The organism is Qipengyuania marincola, assembly GCF_029688625.1.
In the GTDB taxonomy this organism is placed as follows: domain Bacteria; phylum Pseudomonadota; class Alphaproteobacteria; order Sphingomonadales; family Sphingomonadaceae; genus Qipengyuania.
Window position 1 is genome coordinate 138368 of the sequence record NZ_JARULC010000002.1, and the last position, 21714, is coordinate 160081.

18 protein-coding genes are annotated in these 21714 nt (G+C 64.4%); 6 read left to right on the forward strand and 12 right to left on the reverse strand.

The annotated features are described in order from the left end of the window. Window positions 1-57: 57 nt before the first annotated feature. Window positions 58-777 carry a hotdog family protein gene (locus P8Q88_RS05850; protein ID WP_278322910.1) on the forward strand — a complete coding sequence of 240 codons (720 nt, stop codon included), beginning with the start codon at window positions 58-60 and terminating at the stop codon, window positions 775-777. On the opposite strand, the gene P8Q88_RS05855 is transcribed toward P8Q88_RS05850, so the two are convergent. Then, entirely contained in the window at window positions 756-2009 is a 1254-nt protein-coding gene (locus P8Q88_RS05855; RefSeq protein ID WP_278322911.1) for an RsmB/NOP family class I SAM-dependent RNA methyltransferase, read from the reverse strand. The genes P8Q88_RS05850 and P8Q88_RS05855 overlap by 22 nt on opposite strands. A gap of 56 nt (window positions 2010-2065) precedes the next feature. Here P8Q88_RS05855 and P8Q88_RS05860 point away from each other — a divergent pair, with 56 nt between their 5' ends. Next, window positions 2066-2227, forward strand: coding sequence for a DUF1674 domain-containing protein (locus tag P8Q88_RS05860; RefSeq protein WP_278323632.1), 162 nt, complete (start codon window positions 2066-2068; stop codon window positions 2225-2227). Here the strand turns inward: P8Q88_RS05860 and P8Q88_RS05865 are convergent. The 4 genes from P8Q88_RS05865 to P8Q88_RS05880 all read right to left on the reverse strand — a co-directional run bounded on the left by P8Q88_RS05865 (window position 2224) and on the right by P8Q88_RS05880 (window position 7961). Continuing rightward, entirely contained in the window at window positions 2224-3624 is a 1401-nt protein-coding gene (locus P8Q88_RS05865; protein ID WP_278322912.1) for a cytochrome P450, read from the reverse strand. The genes P8Q88_RS05860 and P8Q88_RS05865 overlap by 4 nt on opposite strands. Window positions 3625-3686: 62 nt before the next feature. After that, on the reverse strand, window positions 3687-4709 hold the full coding sequence (gene hemH, locus P8Q88_RS05870) for a ferrochelatase (protein ID WP_278322913.1): 1023 nt from the start codon (window positions 4707-4709) through the stop codon (window positions 3687-3689). 10 nt (window positions 4710-4719) lie between these two features. Further along, window positions 4720-7020 (reverse strand): molybdopterin cofactor-binding domain-containing protein, encoded by a 2301-nt coding sequence (locus P8Q88_RS05875; RefSeq protein ID WP_278322914.1) that lies wholly within the window; start codon window positions 7018-7020, stop codon window positions 4720-4722. Then, window positions 6999-7961, reverse strand: a complete 963-nt coding sequence (locus tag P8Q88_RS05880) for an Mrp/NBP35 family ATP-binding protein (RefSeq protein ID WP_446532537.1) — start codon at window positions 7959-7961, stop codon at window positions 6999-7001. Before P8Q88_RS05880 ends, P8Q88_RS05875 begins: the two co-directional genes overlap by 22 nt. A gap of 75 nt (window positions 7962-8036) precedes the next feature. Between P8Q88_RS05880 and hflK the strand changes: the two genes are divergently transcribed. The 3 genes from hflK (at window position 8037) to P8Q88_RS05895 (ending at window position 11735) form a co-directional block, all read left to right on the forward strand. Further along, a complete protein-coding gene (gene hflK, locus P8Q88_RS05885; RefSeq protein WP_278322915.1) occupies window positions 8037-9215 on the forward strand; it encodes a protease modulator HflK in 1179 nt (392 codons plus the stop codon). 1 nt (window position 9216) lies between these two features. Then, the gene (hflC, locus tag P8Q88_RS05890; RefSeq protein ID WP_278322916.1) at window positions 9217-10050 is read left to right on the forward strand and encodes a protease modulator HflC; all 834 of its coding nucleotides are present in this window, start codon (window positions 9217-9219) and stop codon (window positions 10048-10050) included. 152 nt (window positions 10051-10202) lie between these two features. After that, complete coding sequence (locus P8Q88_RS05895; protein ID WP_446532546.1) at window positions 10203-11735, forward strand: Do family serine endopeptidase; 1533 nt, start codon at window positions 10203-10205, stop codon at window positions 11733-11735. Between the two features lie 66 nt (window positions 11736-11801). Here the strand turns inward: P8Q88_RS05895 and P8Q88_RS05900 are convergent, their stop codons facing one another. Then, window positions 11802-13985 carry a transglycosylase domain-containing protein gene (locus P8Q88_RS05900; protein WP_278322917.1) on the reverse strand — a complete coding sequence of 728 codons (2184 nt, stop codon included), beginning with the start codon at window positions 13983-13985 and terminating at the stop codon, window positions 11802-11804. 248 nt (window positions 13986-14233) lie between these two features. Beyond that, window positions 14234-14770, reverse strand: coding sequence for a hypothetical protein (locus tag P8Q88_RS05905; protein WP_278322918.1), 537 nt, complete (start codon window positions 14768-14770; stop codon window positions 14234-14236). On the opposite strand from P8Q88_RS05905, the gene P8Q88_RS05910 reads away from it, so the two are divergent. Next, window positions 14763-16052, forward strand: a complete 1290-nt coding sequence (locus P8Q88_RS05910; RefSeq protein WP_278322919.1) for a hypothetical protein — start codon at window positions 14763-14765, stop codon at window positions 16050-16052. The two genes, P8Q88_RS05905 and P8Q88_RS05910, sit on opposite strands and share 8 nt — an antisense overlap. On the opposite strand, the gene P8Q88_RS05915 is transcribed toward P8Q88_RS05910, so the two are convergent. Genes P8Q88_RS05915 through P8Q88_RS05935 form a run of 5 tightly spaced genes read right to left on the reverse strand, consistent with a single transcriptional unit; the run spans window position 16049 to window position 21674 of the window. Further along, a complete protein-coding gene (locus tag P8Q88_RS05915) occupies window positions 16049-16651 on the reverse strand; it encodes a sugar transferase (RefSeq protein ID WP_278322920.1) in 603 nt (200 codons plus the stop codon). The genes P8Q88_RS05910 and P8Q88_RS05915 overlap by 4 nt on opposite strands. A gap of 2 nt (window positions 16652-16653) precedes the next feature. Beyond that, window positions 16654-17556, reverse strand: a complete 903-nt coding sequence (locus P8Q88_RS05920) for an NAD-dependent epimerase/dehydratase family protein (RefSeq protein ID WP_278322921.1) — start codon at window positions 17554-17556, stop codon at window positions 16654-16656. After that, complete coding sequence (locus P8Q88_RS05925) at window positions 17556-18551, reverse strand: ATP-grasp domain-containing protein (RefSeq protein WP_278322922.1); 996 nt, start codon at window positions 18549-18551, stop codon at window positions 17556-17558. The genes P8Q88_RS05920 and P8Q88_RS05925 overlap by 1 nt, the downstream gene beginning before the upstream one ends. Beyond that, entirely contained in the window at window positions 18548-19273 is a 726-nt protein-coding gene (locus P8Q88_RS05930; RefSeq protein ID WP_278322923.1) for a metallophosphoesterase family protein, read from the reverse strand. The genes P8Q88_RS05925 and P8Q88_RS05930 overlap by 4 nt, the downstream gene beginning before the upstream one ends. Window positions 19274-19292: 19 nt before the next feature. After that, a complete protein-coding gene (locus tag P8Q88_RS05935) occupies window positions 19293-21674 on the reverse strand; it encodes a GumC family protein (protein WP_278322924.1) in 2382 nt (793 codons plus the stop codon). Between the last annotated feature and the right edge of the window lie 40 nt (window positions 21675-21714).

Below are 21714 nucleotides of genomic sequence, written 5' to 3' on the forward strand. Positions count from 1 at the left end.
GCGAGCACGTCGTCCGCGACGACGGCAGTGTCGGCTTCGCCTGTTCGCAGGACACCGATGCGTGGCCATGGGCCGCGCTGCACCCGCACCATCCCGGCGCTGAGCTATTGGGTCAGCGTCGAATGTGCGGCGGCGCTGGGCAATTGGGATCCGGAGAAATGGTCGGCGCTGACCTGGACCCGCTGGCATTGCGGCGATCCCGAAGTCGGGCCCTATGCCAGCGGAACCTATCGACGAACGACCATCGATGGCAAGGAAAGCTTCTCGATCGATTTCGCCGATTCAGACAGCCGCCACATCTGCCACCTCGACGGGCGAGGTGTGGTGTTCCGCACGCGCGACTTCGAGAAATGGCGCAAGCACGACAAGGACGCCGCGCCCCGATCCAGTTCCGCCCAATTCGATTATGCCGATCCGGATCACCTCGGACTCGCACCGGGTGAACGCCCCTTTCTGACAGAATTGGACGGCCGCTCGGCGCAAGGCCTGCTCGACAATGCCAATAGCATGCCGCCGGACCATCCCTGGCTCGACGGCTCTGGCGATCACGTCAATTCGGCGCATCTGGCCGAAGTCGCGCGGCAGTTCGTGAGCCTGATGCGCGAAGGCCGGCCCTTCCGTGTGACCGGCGCCGAAATGTCCTTCCGCCATTATGTCGAGCTAGGTGCCCCGCTTACCATCGCAGGATCAGCGGGAGATGATGGCACAGTTGAGATGACGGTTCGACAAGGCGGCCACGAGTGTACCGAAATCCGCTACTCCGTCGTCGAAATCTGATCCGCTTTCCATCGTCCGATGAAAAAGCCATCGAGTCCGCCCTGATCAGGCAACATTCCGGGATCGGTGCGCAACCAGCCTTCTGGCGACGGTTCCAGCCCAGCGGGAAGCTCAGCGGCTTGGATCGGATCGATGGCCAGATCGATTTGCGCCGCCTGCGCCTCGCCCTCCTCGCGTTCCAGCGAGCAAGTGGCATAGACCAGCGTTCCGCCTGGCTTCAGCCAATCCAGGGCTCGTTCGAATAGCGCTGCCTGCAGCTCTGCCATCTCCTCGATCTGCCGCAAGCCGACGCGGTGCAGCACGTCAGGATGGCGTCTCGCGGTGCCGGTCGCGGTGCAAGGCGCGTCGAGCAAAACGGCGTCGAAGCGGTGCTTCGGCTCCCATTTGAGCGCATCGGCGCGCACGATGCCGGCCTTCAAACCTGTGCGCTTTAGGTTGTCGCGCAGCAGTTCGAGGCGTCGCTTGGAGATGTCGAGCGAGGTGACCTGCCAGCCCTGCGCCGCAAGTTGCAGCGATTTCCCGCCGGGCGCAGCACACAGGTCGAGTACGTGACGCCCCTCGCCCTGCCCGAGCAACCGGGCGGGCAATGAAGCAGCGAGGTCCTGGACCCACCAGGCACCTTCCGCAAAACCCGGCAGCTTCTCCACTTTGCCGCCGCGCGGCAGACGCAAATGGGCGGGCATCAGGCTGTCCGCCGAAAGCTGGTTCGCCCAATGCGCGGTCTCGTCCGCATTGCGCAGCGTCAGGTCGAGCGGTGGCGGCTCGGCGAGACCGGCGGCAATCGCCGATGCCCGCTCGCCCCACCGTGCCGCGACATCAGCGGGCAAGGTCGGGGCATCGGGCAATCGCGCCGCCCGCTTCGTTAAAGTGGAGAATACGCCATGGGCCAGTCGGCGCGGTCCGCCGGAGAGCAGGTCCAGGCCCGTCGCTACAACCGCATGCGGCGGTGTATCGAGCCGCAGCCACTGTGCGAGCATGAGCCGCAAAACCATCTTCGCCTTGGCGTCATCGGGCAGCGGTTTCTTTGTGGCGCTGTCGATCAGCGCATCAAGATCGACCAGCCAGCGCAATGCCTCGCTGGCGATCGCGCGGGCGAGCGCCTTGTCTTCGAACTTGCGCACGTCCTTGGTGGCGGCAGCAAAGGCGATGTCGAGGGTCTCGCCCCGCCGCAGCACGGCATCGAGCAGGCGAAGCGCGGCACGGCGCGCGTGGATACCGGTAGGCTGGGCCATTGCCAGCGCCTCTACCGGTGGTTGAAACCAAGCGCCAGTGGGCGCATTTCCTTTCCATGACCGATCGCGCGACGAAACGACCCGAAGGCTTCGAAAAGCCGTCCCACTGGACCAACGATCCGCCGCCGAGGCCTGAGAAGGTCGAGAATGACGAAGACCTCAGCCCCACCCGCTATGGCGATTGGGTCAAGGACGGCATCGCGATCGATTTCAGCTAAAGACGCCTGAGCTCGATCTTCAGCCCGTCCTTCGGTTTCGGGATCGGCCAGGCCTGCCAATCCGGGTCGCCATCGGTCAGCTCGATGCGGTAACGCGGCAGCAACTGCGCCATCAAAATCTTCACCTGCATGTAGGCGAAGTGCAACCCCAGGCACATGTGCGCGCCGCCACCGAAGGGAACCCAGGCGTATTTGTGGCGCGCCTTCACCTTGTCCGGTGTGAAGCGCAGCGGATCGAAAGCGTAGGGATCGTCCCAATGCGCCTCGTCATGGTGCACGTAATGGATATTGATGCCGACGTGCGAACCGGCGGGGATGTGGTAGCCGCCATATTCGAACTCACGCAGGGCGCGGCGCGGCATGCTCGGCACTGGCGGAATATGGCGCAACGCTTCCTTGAAGGCCATTTCGGTCAGCTCGAATTTGCCGAGATCTTCGTAGGCGAGGTCGCGCGGCTTTCCGTTCGCATCTGCACCACCGGTGACCGCTTCGACCTCCTGCCGCAGCTTCTCCTGCCACTCAGGATGCTTGGCGAGCAGCCAGACGAGCGACGTCGCGGATGAGGTGATGGTGTCGTGCGCCGCCATCATCAGGAAGTTCATGTGGTCGACGACCTCGTCGACCGGCATCAGGCTGCCATCCTCATATTCCGCCGTGGCGAACTGGCTGAACATGTCCTGCCCGCCGCCTTCGGCACGGCGGCGATGGGTCTCGGCAGTGAAATAGTCGACCAAGAACTTGCGCCCGTCGACACCGCGCTTCATCTGCGTGAACGGCAGCGGCTTGCGCACCGGGGCGACGCTCGCCTGCACCATATCGATGAAGGCCGTGTTGATCTTGTCGGCTTCGGGGCCCCAATCGATCCCGATGAAACTGTCTGCTGCCAGATCCAGCGTCAGCTCCTTGATCGACGGATAGAAGCGCATCGGGCCGGCGCCCCATGCTTCCACCTGCCGGGCGATTCCGCGATTGAGAGCGCCGGAGTAGTGCCGCATCGGTTCGGGCTTGAAAGCGATCGACAGGGCGCGGCGGTCGGCCCGGTGATGGTCGAAGTCCATCAGCATCAGACCGCGCGGAAACAATTGGTCGAGGATCGGCCCCCAGCCCTGTTCGGAGGAAAACAGTTTCTGCCGGTCGAACAACACCAATTCATTGGCATCGGCACCGATCAGCGCGATGTTCCAGCCGCCGAAGGCGTGGTTCTTGTACACCGGACCGTAGGTTTCCACCATCCGCCGGGCCATCGCATGCGGATCGGCCAGCATCTTGAAGGTGTTACCGACAATCGGCCAGCCACGCTCGCCCGGAATATGTGCGAGATCGGCATCGGTCGGATTGCCCTCTGTCCAATGGGTCGGGGCGAATTCAGCTGGCTGGTGTGGTGCGAGAGTGGCCATGGGTCTTTTCCTGCAACTTACCGTTGTGTCAGTAGCCTATCGGCGTCGACCTTTCCAGCACGCTAACACCAACCCGAAAGTTCTCGCCGAAGCAGATTTTCCAGCATGTCCAACCCCGCATCGGACGTGTTAAGGCAGGACAGCGCGGCGAATTGTTCCCCGCCGCCCTCGATGAACGTCTCGCGTCCTTCCATCGCGATTTCCTCGAGCGTTTCGAGGCAATCGACCGAAAAGCCCGGCATTGCGACTGCGAGGCGCTTGGTGCCTGCCGCTGCCTCTTTCTCGAGTGTATCGTCGGTGGCGGGTTCCAGCCATTTGGCCGGGCCGAAGCGCGACTGGAAGGTCGTGACGAAGCGCAGGTTCGGCCGCGCCATGGCCGTTTCCAGCAGGCGCGAGGTCTTCTGGCACTGGCAGTGGTAGGGATCGCCGAGATGCAGCGTGCGCTCGGGCATACCGTGATAGCTCAGCAGCAGCACCTCGGGCTCGAAATCGAGCGCATCGAGCTGGCGTGCCGTATCCTTCGCCAGCGCCTCGATATGCGCTGGATCGTCGTAATAGGGCGGCATCGTTCGCATTGACGGCTGCCAGCGCATGTCGCGCAGCGTATCGCCCACCTTGTCGACCACGGTGGCGGTCGTCGCGCCGCTATATTGCGGATACATCGGCGCGAGCACGATGCGATCGCATCCCGCCTCCATCATCGCCCGGAGCCGCTCGGGAATCGAGGGCGTGCCATAGCGCATCGCCCAGTCGACCCGCACACCGTCCCCGAGCCGCGCCTGCATCGCCTCCGCCTGCTGGCGCGTGATGACCGCGAGTGGAGAGCCCGCCTCCGTCCACACCTTCTGGTAAGCTGCCGCACTCTTCTTCGGCCGCGTGTTGAGGATGATCGCGCGCAAGATCGGCTGCCAGACCAGATCGGGGATTTCGACGACACGTTTGTCGGAAAGGAACTCGCCGAGGTAGCGCTTCACCGCTGCTGCATCGGGTGCGTCTGGCGTACCCAGATTGACAAGCAGCACTCCGATCCGGCCCGATCGAACGGGGGGATGGTCGGATGGCAGCTGTTGCTCGCGCCAGGTCACTCGGCTCTCCTCACAGGCCTTCCGACAGGAGCGGGAGGCGGCGGAAGCGCATGCCGGTAGCAGAATGGAGGGCGTTGGCAATCGCAGGGGCCGCCACCGCTACGCCCAGTTCGCCCGGATCGAAGGGCTCGGCATCGCTCTCGACAAATTCCACTGCGATTTCCGGGCTGTCGGCAAGCGTCGGGAGCGCCAGGGCTGCAAGCCGGTTGGGCGATGGCTTGCCCTCCACGAAATCGACACTGGATCCCGTCGCCAGCGACAGCCCGAAGATCAGCCCACCCTCGATCTGCTGGCGCGCAATGTCGAGATTGACGATCCTGCCGATGTCTACCGCGACGTCGAAGCGGGTGACCCGCATGCCCCCTTCGGCGAGCGAAGCCCTGGCAACGCAGGCGATGCGGCCGGTCCTGAGAGCAGGATCGTGCATTTCCAGCATCGCCAGACCTTGCCCGGTTCCGCGGCGTCCGCCGTCCCAATTCGCCAGCCGGGTCGCACGGCGCAGCACGTCGGCCATGCGCGGGGCCTGGCCGAGCATTTCGATGCGATAGAGCAGCGGGTCGCGCCCGGCTTGCTCGGCGAGCTCATCCATGAAGCATTCGGTGAAGAAGGCCGTGTAGGCGTGCGAATTCCCGCGCAGCATGCCGGTTGGCAGGCCGATGCGCACGGGCAGATGCTCAATCGCGACATTGGCGATGCCGTAGGGCGGCAAGGCTCCCCGGCAGGCGAGCGGGTCGCCATGATCCGCCGCTTCGCGAATGGCCGCTTCGGGGACCAGATTGCCGAACAGGCGATGGCCGCATTCGCGCATCGTAGCAGGCATGGCCAGCCGCGTGCGCCAGGCGGAGATGCGTCCGCCCGTCGCAGGGATGAAGGCCGCGGCCATGTCGGCCACCACCGGCGTGCGGGAGGGTACCGCCTGGAATTCCTGCACCCGCGGCCACATCAGCTGGACCGGACGGCCGATCGCTTTGGCGATCTGGACTACCTCGATGGCATGGCGTTTCTCCAGCCGCGCATCGAAACTGCCGCCCGCCGCAGTGGGATACAGCACGACGTCGCGATCCGAGAGCCCCGCAGCCTTTGCCGCCGCCTGTCGCGTCAGCTCGGGCGCTTGCGAAGCGATCCACAGTTCGAGCTTGCCACCTTCCAGACGGGCCGTCGCAGTAGCGGTTTCTAGTCCCGCATGGACCGCAGGGGCGACGGAATAGCGCGCTTCCAGCGCCGGCTGGTTCAGCGTCTCACCGATATCGCCGATGGCTTCCATGACAATCGGCTCGACAGAGTCGAATGCCCCGTTCAGTTGCTCGTCGAGTTCGCCGCTTTCGAACGGCGGCGGGCCAGTAAAGCGAGGGGCAAGCCGATCAAGCGCCTGCTCCGCTATCCACCAGCTCTCCCCGACCGCAGCAAGGAAGCGCTTGGACCGCACGATCCCGACCAGCCCCGCCATCCCTGAAATTGCCGTCTCGCGGAAATCGGCGAGACGTTCCGACCCGATCGGCGCGTGGCGGATGGACGCATAGACCAGACCCGGCAACCTGATGTCGCCGGCAAACAGGAAGCTGCCATCAACCTTGGCGGGAAGGTCGAGCCTCGGAAACAGCGGCGGCGCATCGCCCTCTGCCGCAGCGGCCGGTTCTGCTGCGGCTTCGACGCGCAGCGGTGGCGGGTCGGGCGGATCGAGCGCAGCCGCGGCAACCACCAGTTCGCCGAAAGTCGCGGAATTTTCCCCGTAGCTCGCAAGGCCGTTTTCGATCCGCACCTCCTCCCATGCCACGTCCCACTGCTCCGCCGCGGCCATCGCCAGCATGGCTCGCGCGGTAGCGGCGGCTTCGCGCATCGGCTGCTCGTAGGCGGCAAGCGAGGTGCCTTCGGCCGTCGCAATGAAGCGATTGCTGCGAGCAAAGTCCCCGGCCAGCCAGCTATCGGGCGCGTCGGAAAGCGACGGAAGGTTGGACCACAGCTCGGCCCAGCCGGCTGCGAGCGGGACATTGCCGTAGAGGCCGCTCGGCGGAACCGGCTCGACGCCGATCTGGCGCCAATCCGCACCCAGTTCGGTGGCCACCACCTGTGCAAGCAAGGTCGTGACACCCTGCCCCATTTCCAGCTGTGGCACCGCAACCGTAACCACCCCATCGACGCCTATGGTCAGCCAGCCGCCGAAATCGCGCTCGTTCGGACCGGGTGCAAGCGGGCTCGAATACTGCCGCGGCCACAGCGCCCATGCGACCGCCAGGCCGCCGCCGACCGCCGCACCAGCGACCATTTGCCGCCGGGTGACCGGAAGTGACTTCAGCCTTGTGCGCCAATCCATGCGTCAAGCTTTGCGGCAATGTCATGAAAGGGCAGCGCGAGCGGATCATCGGTCGCGGCGGGCGGTGCCCCGCTATCCCCACCCTGACGGATTGCGAGGTCGAGGGGAATACGCCCGAGGAATGGCAGCTCGAGGCGGCCGGCGGCCTCCTCGACCCCGCCCTTGCCGAACGGGTCCGACACTTCGCCGCAATGCGGACAGGCATAGCCCGCCATGTTCTCCACCAGCCCGATCACCGGCACGCCCGCCTGGTCGAACAGCTGCCCCGCACGTGCCGCGTCGATAAGGGCAAGGTCCTGCGGCGTCGACACGATGATGGCGCCGGCCGGCTTGAAATTCTGGAGCATGGTCAATTGCACATCGCCCGTGCCCGGCGGCAGGTCGACCAGCAGCAGCTCGGTATCGCCCCAATGCGCATCGATCAGCTGGGTCAGCGCGCCGCCCGCCATGGGTCCGCGCCAAGCGATGGCCCGTCCCGGTTCGACCAGATGGCCCATCGACAGCACAGGCACGCCGAACCGACTGGCGACAGGTTCTAGCTTTTCATCGCGCGCGACCGGCTTTTCGCCCTGGTTGCCGAGGATCACCGGCTGCGAAGGGCCGTAGATGTCGGCGTCCACCAGCCCGACCTTTCGACCCGTCCGCGCAAGGGCGATGGCGAGGTTCGCGGTAAGCGTCGACTTGCCGACCCCGCCCTTGCCGCTGCCGATCGCGATGAGCCGACGTTGCCTGCGCTCGGCCATCATGGCGACGCGAACATCGTCGATGTCCTCGCGCCTACCCAGGGTCTCGCGGATCTGCGCCTCCAGCGCCTCGCGTTCGCGTGCGGAAAGGCCCGCCGCATCGACCACCGCGATGGCGCGGCGATTGGCGATAGCGAGAGAGGATATGCGCGCCGCGACCGCATCGGGGAACAGCGCTTTTGGATCCGTCGAATTCATGGGCTGCGCTGCTGTATCATCAAAAAGCACCGTTCAACCCTGTTTTTCCGCCAAACCACACCTATAAAGACAAGCATGAGAACGATGGACGGGATTACCCACAGGATTTGGCTCGCGATGGCGGGCAAGAAAAGCCCTTGGGGCTCCGGGACCGACAAGGGTTCCGGCGACGGCGAAAGCGGTTCGGGCGATAGCGATAGTGACAGCGGCGACAAGACCCGCGGTCCGCGCAACCCGTGGCTGCCGCCAGGGTCGGGCGGAACAGGCGGTCGTCGTTCCCCCAATATCGAGGATATCTTCAAGAACCGCGGCCCGGAAGGCCCGCGCCGCAGCGGCGGCGGAGGGCCCGGCGGCCCGAATTTCCGTTTCCCACAACGTCCGGGAGGAAAAAGCTGGTTCCCGGTAGCGGTCGCGGCGATCGTCGCGGTGCTGATCCTGGCGACCAGCGTGCATCTGGTCGGCCCGCAGCAGCAGGGCGTGGTCAAGACCTTGGGCAACTTTACGCGCACTCTCGACCCGGGCCTGAATTTCTCCGCGCCCTTTCCTATCGAAAGCGTCGAGGTTGAGGATGTCCAGGGCGTCCGGACCGAGCGGATCCCGGGTGGCGACAGTCAGGTCAAGCTGATCCTGACCGGCGACCAGAACCTCGTCGATCTCAGCTATATCGTGCGCTGGAACATCAGCGATCTCGCAGCCTTCAAGTTCAATGTGGTCGATCCCATCGAAACGGTGAAGGAAGCCGCGGAAGCCGCGATGCGCGCCTCCGTGGCGGAAACCCAGCTCGACGAGACATTCTCGGGCCAGGGCCGTGCCGCCATCGAACTGGACGTGCGCGAGCGCATGCAACAGACGCTCGATAGCTATCGCGCCGGTGTGCGCGTGCTGGGTGTCGAAATCGAGAAGGCCGACCCGCCCGCACAGGTAGTCGACGCTTTCCGCGACGTGCAGGTCGCCGAACAGAATGCCGATGCCAATCGCAACCAGGCGCGCGGTTATGCCCAGCAGGTACTGGCGCAGGCACAGGGTGAAGCCGAAGCCTTCGACAAGGTGTACGCGGAATATCGCCTTGCCCCTGAAGTGACCCGCCAGCGCCTTTATTACGAAACCATGGAGCGCGTGCTTAGCCAGACCCCCAAGACGATCGTGGAGACGGACAATGTCACGCCCTATCTCCCGCTTCCCGAAATCCGTCGGAGGGCGCAGCAATCGCAAGCGCAACCTTCGACGACCGTGACCGCACCGGAGGGCCAGTGACATGAGCACGTTCTGGCAGGATCATCGCAACACTCTCATCGCTATTGGCGTGCTGCTGATTGCCTTTCTCGCAAGTGCCTATGTTGTGCCCGAGGAAGAACAAGCCGTGGTCATCCGCACGGGTGAGCCGATCGGCGTTGTCAACACGCCTAACGGATCGCAGGGTGCAGGGCTGTATCTCCGCGTGCCCTTCATCGACTCGGTGCGCAGGATCGAAAAGCGTTTGCTCGACCTTGAAATGAACGACGAGGAAGTGCTGAGCGCCGACCAGCAGCGCCTGCTGGTCAACGCCTATGCCCGCTTCCGCATCACCGATCCTGTCCGCATGGTGGAGCGCGCGGGCACGACCGACGGCGTGCGCAATGCGCTCGAGCCCATTCTCAACTCGGTCCTGCGCCAGGAACTGGGGCGGCGGACGTTCCAGTCGATGCTGACGGCCGAGCGCGGTTCGGCGCTCGCCAATGTGCGCACCAATCTCGATCGCCAGGCACGGCAATACGGTGCCGAGGTCGTCGATGTGAAAATCATGCGGACCGACTTGCCCGAAGCGCCGCTGCAATCGGCCTTCCGCAGGATGGAGTCCGACCGCGAACGCGAAGCGCGCACGATCCGTGCGCAGGGTTCGCGCGACGCACGCATCATCCGCGCAGATGCCGATGCAGAGAGCGCCAACATCTATGCCCAGGCCTTCGGCAAGGATCCCGAATTCTACGACTTCTACCGTGCGATGCAGAGCTATGACGCAACCTTCGCAGCCGAAAACGGCGGCGCTGAGAGCAGCATCATCCTGTCGCCCGACAATGAGTATCTGCGGCAGTTCCGCGGGCGTCGTTGATCGTTCGTCGAACGCATCTCGCCCGTTCAATCGGCATTCAGCGCCCGACGCAAGGGTGGGGCCGAAGGAACCCGCGCAAGCCTGCTCGGTAGGACAACCGGGCGCAGGTGCTGCGCGACGAATATGAAGAGGATGAGAAGGACGTGAAGCCCGTGCGATACGCTTATTCCGTGACAAGTGCCCTGTTGATCGGGGGAGCCGCGATCTCGCTGGCCACCGGTTACCCGGCGGGCGCGCAAGTCGCCCAGAACGACGATGCGCGCATGGCCGGTGTCGTGCCGCGCGCCGGCGCGCCGGAAAGCTTTGCCGACCTGACTGCGCAGCTGCAGCCGGCGGTCGTCAATATCTCGACCCGCCAGCGGATCGAGGTGCAGCAGAACGCCAACCCGTTCGCCGGCACGCCATTCGAAGGCCTGTTCGGCCGCCGCGGCCAGTCGCCCGAGCGCGAGCCGCAGTTCCGCGAAGGCCAGTCGCTTGGCTCCGGATTCATCATCTCTGCCGACGGCTACGTCGTCACGAACAACCACGTGGTCAGCCCGACCGGCCGGGGCACGGTAGAGGAAATCACCGTGACCATGCCCGACGGCACCGAATACGAGGCCGAGCTGGTCGGCACTGACCCGCAATCCGACCTCGCCGTCTTGAAGGTAAGCCGGGGTCAGGCATTTCCCTACGTGGAATTCGGCGACAGCCGCCAGGCACGTCCCGGTGACTGGGTAGTGGCGATCGGCAACCCCTTCGGGCTTGGCGGCACAGTGACGAGCGGCATCGTATCGGCGATCCAGCGCAACACCGGCTCGGGCGGCGCGTACGACCGCTATATCCAGACCGATGCCGCCATCAATCGCGGCAACTCGGGCGGCCCCCTGTTTGACATGCAGGGCAACGTCATCGGCATCAACAATGCCATCTTCTCGCCCTCGGGCGGCAGTGTCGGCATCGGCTTTGCCATCCCGGCGGAAATTGCGGCTCCGATCGTGGAGAAGCTGCGCGACGGCGTTGAGATCGAGCGTGGTTATCTCGGCGTCAATATCCAGGCAGTGAGCGACGATGTCGCGGATTCGCTGGGTATTGAGCGCAACCGCGGTGAAATCGTCCAGTCGGTGCAGGCCGGCGAGGCAGCCGACCGGGCAGGGCTGGAGCCGGGCGACATTGTTGTCAGGGTCAACAACCGCGACGTCACGCCCGAACAGACGCTGTCTTTCCTCGTCGCGAACATCACTCCGGGAACGACCGTGCCGGTCGAACTCATCCGCGATGGCGAACGTCGCCGCGTGAATGTCACGGTCGGCAAGCGTCCGAGCGAGGAAGAGCTTCGCCAGCGCCAGATGTTCGAGCCCGACATGGACGATGAAGAGGACATGCAGGGTAGCGACAGCGAGACCATCGCTGACAAGTTGGGACTGCAGGTTCTGCCGATCACGCAGCAGATCGCCCGCCAGCTGGGCGTCAGCGCCGACACGCGCGGCTTGGCTGTAGCAGGGGTCGATCCCAATTCGGACGCGGCACGCAAGGGGCTGCAGCGGCGCGATATCATTCTGTCGGCCAATTACCGCCCGGTTGCGACCGCAAGCGATCTGGAGGCGATCATCCGGACTGCTGAAAGCGAAAATCGTGATGCAGTGCTGCTCCGCGTGCAGCGCGGTGGTCGCCCGGCCAGCTATGTCGCGGTTCGCCTGCGCTAGGCGGCAGCCCGATACTCACACGAAAGGGGCCTCCTGCACTGCAAGAGGCCCCTTTTTCGTGGGCGCCTATTGGGGCCGGGTAACAGTCACGCTCGGGCTCGGCGATGGCCGTGGCGGCTGGCGCGATTGCGAGCCCTGACCGGTGCCACCGGTTGCGCGCTCCAGGAAGTCGTCGCCGACCGCCTGCGGTGCGCCATCGACGCCGCGTCCGGGCTGTTGCGCGGGCGGCTGGCGCTGGCGATCGGCCTCGCCCGGTTGCGGGAATTCATCGCCGAAGGGATCGCGGCGCTCGCCGTCGCTGCGGCCAGGCTCGATCAGATTGCCCTGTTCGTCGATGAAATAATAATCATCCGGATCGCCCAACAAATATTCGTCGTCCGGTTCCAGTTGCCACTCGGGCAGTTGCAGATCGGTGTCGAATTCCTCGACCGGACGGTCTTTGACGGCATAGCGCATATATGCGGCGAAGGCGCGCGCAGGGGCAGTGCCGCCCTGCAGATCGCCGACCCGGCCATTGTCGTCCCGGCCCATCCACACACCGGTGGTGATCCCGCTGGAGAAGCCGACGAAATAGCCGTCCTTGTTCGAACTGGTCGTGCCGGTCTTGCCTGCGACGGGACGGCCGATCTGCGCCGCGCGTCCCGTGCCGGTATTGACGGCGGTCTGCAACAGATCGGTGATCCCTGCGGCCACGTAGTCTGGCACGAGCTGGCTGCGGCGCGCGCGCTCGTGCTGATAGAGCAATTCGCCATCCGCCGTCGTGACCTTGATGATGCCATAGGGTTCGACCGATTCCCCCTTAGCCGAGATCGCCGCGAAGGCGCGGGTCATATCGAGCAGCCGCACCTCGTTCGAGCCAAGGACCATCGAGGGATAAGTCTGGATCGGCGTGGTGATGCCGAAGCGCCGCGCCATCGAGGCGACGGTGCCAAAGCCGACCTCGTTCCCGAGCTGCGCGGCGACGGTGTTGATCGAATAGGCAAAGGCAGTCCGCAGATCGATCTCGCCCACATTGCGACCGTTCGAATTTCGCGGGCTCCAGCCATCGATCGTCACCGGCGTGTCGACCACGCGGTCACCCGGCGTATAGCCCGCCTCCAGCGCCGAAAGATAGACGAACAGTTTCCAGCTCGATCCCGGCTGGCGCAGGGCGTCGGTCGCGCGGTTGAAGCTGGTTTCGACGTAGTCGGTTCCACCCACGAGGGCGAGAATCGCCCCGTCCCGGTCCATGCTGACGAGCGCGCCCTGCGCGCCGCCGGGCGTGTTCGACTGGATCGCCGCCGTCGCCGCCCGCTGCATTCCCACGTCGAGCGTCGTCCAGACCTCGATCGGCTCGTAGGTTTCCGGCAGAAGTAGATCGAGCTGTGGCAGGGCCCAGTCGGTGAAATAGCGCACCGAATTCTGCCCCTTTTCCTCTTTCAGGTTCACCGCGGACGGGTCGACCGTAACATCGGGCGGAATGCGCCCCTGTTCTTTCATCAGCCGGAGCACCACACTTGCCCGGCCGACCGCGGCGTCGACATCGGCGGTCGGAGAATATCGGCTGGGCGCCTTGACCAGACCAGCGATGATCGCCGCCTCCGCCGTACTCAGCGTGGTCGCCGGATGGCTGAAGAACTTCCGACTGGCGGAATCGATGCCATAGGCGCCGCCGCCGAAATAGACCTTGTTGAGATAGAGCTCGAGGATTTGCTCCTTCGAGAATTTCGCCTCGAGCGCCATCGCAAGGATCATCTCGCGCGCCTTGCGATCGAGCGAGCGATTGTTGTTCAGGAAGACATTGCGCGCAAGCTGCTGCGTGATCGTGGATGTCGCGGAAATCCGCTCGTCACCGGTAACCGCTTCATAAACGGCACGGGCCAGGCCGTAAGGATCGATCCCGAAATGCGAATAATACCGGCGGTCCTCCACCGCGATCATCGCATCCTTCATGACCTGCGGAATCTGTTCGTGCGGCAGCCATTTGCCGAAGCTCGGCCCAAGCTCGACGATCTCGGTCCCGTCGCGCGCGCGCACGACGATGGTCTGCGCGTTCTGCGTGGCACGCAATTGATAGTAGCTCGGCATGGAACGGGCAGCGAAAGCCACAGCCAACCCCACGAAAATCGCGGCGATGAGGGACAGCGCCACGCTCCACAAGGCGATCCGCCGGGCCCAATGACCCACGCGGCCTTGCGGTCTGTCGGCGGCGGCGCGACGGGCTCTTTCGCTGCGGGCCGCCTTCGTTCGGCGGCTTCCTCTCTTTTCCATCAGTCGCGGGGTGCCCCTTCGCTGTGTCCAGCATCCTGTGCGGCGCTATATCGACGCCACCGTTGCATGGCGAGGTCTAACTCAGACTGAACGTAAACGCATCGCCGCTGTGCGCGAAGTCGGGGCAATCGCGCCGAAGTGTTCCACAGATTCACCAAAACTGTCCCAAAATGGGCACGTTTCGCCTCTTGCCCGTCTGGCGGTTATTGAACGTTAACCATTCTGAACGGAAACGCCACGCGGGGGCGTCAATGACGCGATATCCGCAGATCGCGACCGATGAGGACTGATTCCAAGACAATGTTCGTTTCCGAAGTATCCCCTCGCGCGGGTTTCCGCGCGAAGGCAAGCCTGTGCTCGATCCTGGCACTCGCCGTCGCGTCTTGCGGTGGCGAGGACAAGGCGACCGTTTCGGCTCCCACGGTGGGAGTTGCAAGCCCCACACCCAGCCCGACGCCGACCCCCACTGCGACCGCGACGCCCACGCCGACGCCAACCCCCACGTCCAGTCCGACACCATCACCCACGCCCACTCCGACACCTACGCCGAAACCGTCGCCGACACCGACACCGACACCGACACCATCGCCGACACCGACACCGACACCGACGCCGGCACCGAGCCCGACGCCGTCACCGACGCCGACGCCGACGCCGACGCCGACATCGTCACAATACGATCCCTCGAAGCTTCCGAGCGGTGCCCAGCGGGCCTTTCCGACAGCCGAGGGGTTCGGAGCAAGCTCGGTTGGCGGACGCGGTGGAAAGGTCTTCCACGTGGTCAACCTCAACGACTCCGGCTCCGGCTCGCTGCGCGAATGCATGGAGGCGAGCGGCGCGCGGACCTGCATATTCCGGGTCGGCGGGACCATCGAACTGCTGTCGCAAATCAAGGTGACGTCGGGACAATTGACCGTCGCGGGTCAGACCGCACCGGGCGACGGTATCGCTTTGCGCAATTCGCCAAACAATCTGACGGGCTCCCCCATCTACCTCAATGCGCCGGACATCATCATCCGCCATATGCGCATTCGTCCAGGACCAACCTCGGGCGCGAAGCAGGATACGACCGACGCGATTACGGTCGATGGCAAAGCCAAGCGGACAATCATCGACCACGTATCCATGTCCTGGGCCACGGACGAAATCTTCAATTCCACCAAGGCCGCCGAGGACGTCACCTTGCAGTGGTCGCTTGCATACGAGGGCCTGAGCAAGTCGACGCACAAACAGGGCGAGCATTCCAAGGGTGTGTTTGTCGAGGGAAGCCGCATTTCGCTGCACCACGTGCTGATCGCCCACGCCACCGATCGCATGCCCAATGCGGGCACGGGCGACAGGATCGATATCGTCAACACGATTTCCTACGACATGCGCAGCAAGGCCCATCAGTATTTCTCGAATTTCCAGAAGCAGTCCGATCCCAACAGCGGCCTGACCCGCATGGCGAACATCGTCGGAAACTGGGTTTCCTTCGGCCCGAGCACAATCAACGGTTCGGAAATTTTCGGCGGGGATTACGACGAGAAATACTCGACCAATCCGGGCAATGCGGAGCTTTATCTCTACGCAAATATCGACGGCAGGCGGACCTCGTCATCCAAGCAACAGCGCGAATTCCTGGACCCCGACGATTGGAAATACGTCAAGTCGAGCGTCATTGGATCGCTTTCGGTGCAGCTGTTCACCGATGCTGCGCAAGCGGTGCGCGACGTGATGAAATACGCCGGCGCCTTCCCTCGCGACGCATCGGACAAGCGTGCCGTGGCCAATTTTGCCGGGTGCAAGGGGGCCATCATCGACAGCCCGTCGCAGGTCGGCGGATGGCCGAGCCTTTCAAACGGGACGACCTACGCCGATGCGGACAAGGATGGGATGGACGATGCCTGGGAGGCGGCTACCAGTCTGACCGATCCCAATGGGGATCACGACAAGGATGGCTACACCAACCTCGAGGAGTTCCTGAACGAGCTTGCCGGTGACCAGGACCGTCCAGGCAATCTGATCAACCGCGTCGGCGCCGCCTCGGGCAGCGTCCCACAGGTGAATTGCGGCTACAAGGTCTAGCTGTTTGCCCGGTCGCTGGCCGAAGGACCGCCTGCGGCAATCGCGCTATTCGCGTGATGCCGCAGGCGTTCGCCCAGCACCATGACGCCGATCGTGCGCGCAAGGATCGACGCGTCGAGCCGCGGCGAACGATGTTCGACGTACCACAGATCCAGGGCGATCTTGTCGTCGAGGTCGAGCAGGGTATTTCCGCTGATTTGGGAATAGCCCGTCAATCCGGGGCGCACTTCACAGCGCCTGCGCCCACGTTCGCCGAGATCGTGGATGGTTTCCGGCAACAAGGGCCGGGGGCCGATCCAGTTCATTTCGCCCCGCGCCACATTCCACAGGCCCGGCAATTCGTCGAGCCGGGACCGGCGGAGGAACGCCCCGATCGTCGTCGTCCGCTCGGCATCCGGCAAGAGGTGCCCTGCCTCGTCGCGCGCGTCCCGCATCGAGCGAAACTTGACGAGAGTGAAAGGCACGCCGTGCTGCCCTGAACGCGCCTGGCGAAACAGGACTGGGCGGCCCTGTCCGACCAGAATGAAGCCCGCCAGCACTGCCAGCACGGGCGATGCGGCAAGCAGGGCGAGCGCAGCGGTAATTCGTCCAATGCGCATGATTACGCGCCCACGGCACGACGTGCTCGGGGCACGTCCTGCAAGACATTTGCGACAATTCTCTCGATAGGTGTTGGTCGATAGCCGCAGGCGGCCAGCCTGGAGCAGTCGACCGCAGCATAGCCACTCTCCCCTCCCGGACCCGGATCGGCAGGAATATCCGGAGTAGTCCCGGTCACCTCGCGTAGCGCGATCGCCTCAAGCTCGCCAAGCGTCACTCGCCGCCCCGACGACAGGTTGAACACGCCGGTCAGGTCCTTCTCGCACGCCAGAAGGAGCCCTGCGACCACATCGGCGAGCGCTACGAAATCAGCGCCATAGGAAGGCGACTGGATGCCCGCCGGCTCGCCCAGCGCTACGTTACGCACGATGCGCCCCACGATATCGTCGCCGGTCTGCACCACGCTTGAAATTCGCATGGTCGCATGGGCGATGCCAGCCGCCCTGCAACGCTCCGCCGCAAAAAATTCCTGCGCCGCTTTCGATCCGAGGTAGAGCGACCGGCGATCGGCGCGTAAGGCACTTCCCTCGTCCGCTGTGCCGGTAGCCGGATCGTAAAGATTGGCCGTCGATGCCATGACCAGATGGGCAACGCCCGCTTCTGCCATGGCCGCGACAAGGGCGCCGGTGCCCAGCACGTTGACTTGCCACAGGCGCTCAGCCTCGGCCCGGTCCTGCGGGTCGACGATGACGGCTGCGGCGAGATGCACCACCGTATCGACATCGCGCAGGGCCCGCGGGTCGCAGCAGGGGTCGTTCAGAAGATCGATGGACGCGGTTGAGAGGTCGAAATCTCTGTCGCGTCCATTCCTGACCAGCGGCAGGACGTGGTGCCCCTTGGCGCGAGCGGCCGCGATAAAGGCCCTTCCGATAATGCCGGTGGCACCGGTGACCGCAATCCGCATCAGCCCGCCGCCCTCAGGCGCTCAACGGCATCGTTGGTCACCAGCTGTTCCTCGAGATAGCGCAACACGATGCCTTGGGTAATATCGGGCTGTTCGACCGGTTGACCGTCGAGGAGATGGCGAAGCGCCATGTCGACCTCGTTGAAGCCCAGCAGCGCACGCATCGGCGTTGTGCCCGAAAAACGCGCGTTGATCTCGAACAGCTTGAATTCGCCGCTGGCGTGCCGGCGGAACTGGAAATTCGCGGGGCCATGGGGTTTCAGCGCTTCGCCGACACGGCGAACATAGTCCTCGCAGTCCGGGAAGTCGCCTGAGAAGGCGCGATAGGTATTGCCGTCGCGCAAGTCGCGGCGAAGGACGATCTGAGCCTTAACCCCGCCGTCGAAATAGAGGACGCCGGCAGTGTATTCCTCATCCTCGGGGCCGGCATATTGCTGGACGATCTGATCGGTTCCCGGGACGATGGCGGCATCGAGGCTCGCGCGATCGCGAACGAGAGAGACACCCACCGAGCGCGCACCCCGGCGCGGCTTCACGATGAGCGGGAAGCCGCAATTCTCGACCAGCGCATCCACCGCCGCCCGGTCGTCTGCAAGAGCTGTCTCCGGGTAAGGCAGGCCGTTGGCACGCAACCATTCGGCGGTCTGGTACTTGTCGTCTGCGATTTCGATTATCTCGGGCGAGCTTACCAGGATCTGCGTGTCGAAACGCTGCTCCCACTCAGCCCGCCGCTCGGCGAAGATGGCGAGTTCGACGTCGGTGCCCACGAGCACCGCGGCGGGCCTCACCTGATCGAGCGCCTGCTCGACCCGGGCGGCATAGCTTGCGTCGTTCGCCATCGGCAGCAGACCGGCATGGCTGGTCCAGTGCAAGCCGACAGACAAAGGATTGGGATCGAAGGAGTGCACGCTGTATCGATCGCCCGCCTGCGCGAGCGACTTGAGGATGCCCTGACCGAGCACGGCCCCGGCGCCGGTGACGAGAATCCTCGTCATAGGTAGAAGCCGCAGAGCTTGGTCTTTGTCTCGTGCGATAGGTTGGGCACCATCCGGATCTGTTCACGCAGGCGCTCGCGATCGAACGGGATCGAGCGGGTCTGGATATCGATCTCTGCCTCGCTGATCTCGACCAGGGTCCAGGAGGTTCGGCGAAAGCCTTTGCGACGTGGCTGCCCGGTCGAATCGACGATGTGGACCAGCGTGCCGAGGTCATCGCGATAGGTCGCCTCGCGATGGAGATGGCCGAAAATGCCGGCACGGAAACCACGCTCGCGTAGCACTCGCGCAGCTTCGGCCAGCAATTCGGGCGAGGACAGATATGTCCAATTCCCGAAGCCGAACGGATTGGCATGGGCGAGCAACAGACCGTCCCACGCCCATTCCTGAATGGTTTCCAGCCGCCGGGGCCACTTCTCGCCAAGCTGCGACCAGGTCCATTGCGCGGACTCCATGATCCATTCCGGCAGGCGATCGTAATAGGCCGAACAGCTGCTTTCGAGATCGAGGTAGAGTTTGTCGTGATTGCCCGCGATGAGCAGCGCATCATCGCGTTCCACCGCTTCGATCGCAAGGTCGGCACATTCGACCGGATCCACCCCGTAGGTGAAGAGATCGCCGAGGATGACCATCTGGTCGAACCCGACGCATCGCGCATCCTCCAGCGCGCTGCGAAAAGTATCGGCTACCGAATGGACGTCGCTGATGACGGCTATGCGCATGGATTTGCCCCCCGTGCCCTTACGTCGCGTAGCGGCCATAGCCGCGGCCCATGCCGAAAGCGCGTGATACCCGTGTCTTCCAGCTCGGGCGCAGCGGATGCTCGCCGCTGAAGTAGGAAGCCGATTCCTGATAGAACTGGACCGAGTCCCCGTAACGGCGACGGGCGTGCTCGGCGTAATCAACCTGATCGAAGACGCAGCCTGCGATCCGCCCGGAGCCCAGCATTTCAAGCGTGGCGCGCATCTGGTCGATCGTGGTGTGGCCCCATCGCGCAACCACCAGCGCATCATCGGTATAGTCGCACATCGAACGCGCATCGCGCACCGCGAGCGTTGCCGGAGCATTGACGACCACGAGATCGTAGCGATCCTTCAACTCGTCGATCAGCCGCTGGAAGCGCGAAGAGCCGAGCACGGCCGACGGTTCCTCGACCGGCTTGGAAGCGCTGATCAGCGCGAACCGGTTGAGGCGTTCGTCGGCTTCCGATTGATCGACGAGCTCGCGGCTCCCGGTTTCGCCGAATTCCCCGACATCGCTCTCGTCGTCGAACTCGCGGGTTGCGGGAGTCGGCCCGGAAATGGACTTAACGTCGACATCGCCATGCACGAGATCCATCAGCTCGGGCGCGTTGATATCCTGCTGGATGCGCTGAAGAATGCCCGAACGCCGTAGATCGAGGTCGAGCACGACGGCACGCTTGCCCATCGCAACCGCCGCCGCGGCGAGGGTGAGGGCGACCACCGACTTGCCGTCGCCCGGCAGGGGCGAGGTGATGAGGATGCTCTGCGACGCAGATCCCGGCCGCAACGCGCGGGTCTCGGAATAGATCGAGCGCGCGACTTCCGCGAACAGCGATTGTGGTTCGGCGAAGACGGGGCTCTCGCGCAGCTTCTCGCTGACCCCGTTTTCCAGCATCGGCAGCATGCCGAGCGTCGGCAGGCCGAAATACTTGCTGATCTGGCGCACGGTCCGCAGCCGGTCGTCCAGCATCTCGATCGTGAAGGCGAGGAAGATGCCGAGGATCCCGGAGCCGAGCAGCGCGATCAGGGTGAACTTGAGCGGTGACGGCGAAACCGGCTCGCGGTTCTCTACCGCCGGCGAAATGATGCTGGAGCTCACACCCTGCACCATTTTTTCCGACCGGACCCGAGTGATCCTTTCGCTGATTTCCGACACGGCGGCAGCCGCCGCGATCGCCTCGTTCTCGAGCTGGCTGAGCAGCGGCGAATTCTGCACGTTGCGATAGGCATCAGCAGTCAGGCGCGAGACAACGGCCTGGAGCTGACCAGCGCGGGCGGCATCGCCCGATGCCTGGGCACGTGCAGTTTCGCGCATGCGGGCGCTTTCCGCAGCCGCAACCTGCTGTGCCGCGGCGCGCGCCTGGCGCTGTTCGCGGGCCAGCGCGGACTGGACGCTCGACAATTCGCTCTGCACCCGGGCCAGCTCGGGATAACCGGGACCGTAAGTCTGGCTGAGCCGCGCGACATTGGCGGAGAGCTCGGCTTCCTGCCGCTGCAGGTTCTGAACCGCTGCATTGGTTGCGTCGGCCGTCGAGCGCATCGACGCCGCACGCGCCATGCCGGCGCTCTGTGCGGCCGAACCTGCACCCAGCGCGCTGGCGGATGCAGCTTCGGTGAAGATGCGATTGAGCTGCGCGAGATCTTCTGCCCCGCCGGAGCCCACAAGCATGCGGTTATTCACCCGGAATTCGGCCAGCTCCTCGGCGCTCTTGCGCGCGGCTTCCATGCGGTCGGAGCGCTCGGCCTCGAGCTCTTCAATCAGTGCCTCGCGGCGACGCTCGTTCTTGCGTCCCTTCATCTGGCGCACCGCCTCGGGGAAGGCATTCGCAATCTTTGCCGAAAGCTCGGGCGAGCGCGAGGTGACCGTGATGTTGATGAGGTCGGAACCGTCTTCCGCCTGGACGCGCGTCATTTCGAGCAGCTGCGAAGTGGCGGCGTTGATGCGAGTGCGATCGTCGGCCGGGACTTCGCCGCCCATCTCGCGAACGAAAGCCGGATCGTTGGTGAGGTCCAAATCGGTAACGACCCGTTCGGCCGAACTGCGCGAGCGATAGAGCTTCACCTCGTTGGCGATGCGCTGGACATTGCGGGCGAGAACGTCAGCCTGATTGGTGCCGAGATCGTCGATCAGCTCGACCTGCACGTTCACGCTGGAACGGTAGAGATTGGGTGAGAGCACCTGCCAGACCAGCGTGCCCAGCGTGACGGCCGCAATGAGCGACAGGATGATGACCTTGTGGCGCAGAATGACCCTGACGAGGTCCCGCAGCCCCACCTGTTCGCTGCCGTCGGCGCCACTGGGTGCGTAGATCGCTCCCGGATAGTCGTCATAATTGGCAGGAACTGCGCCATGCGGGTTGGGTACGGCGAGATTGTTCACGTCTGCTCTCCACACTTCGGACCACGGCGGCCGGATGGCC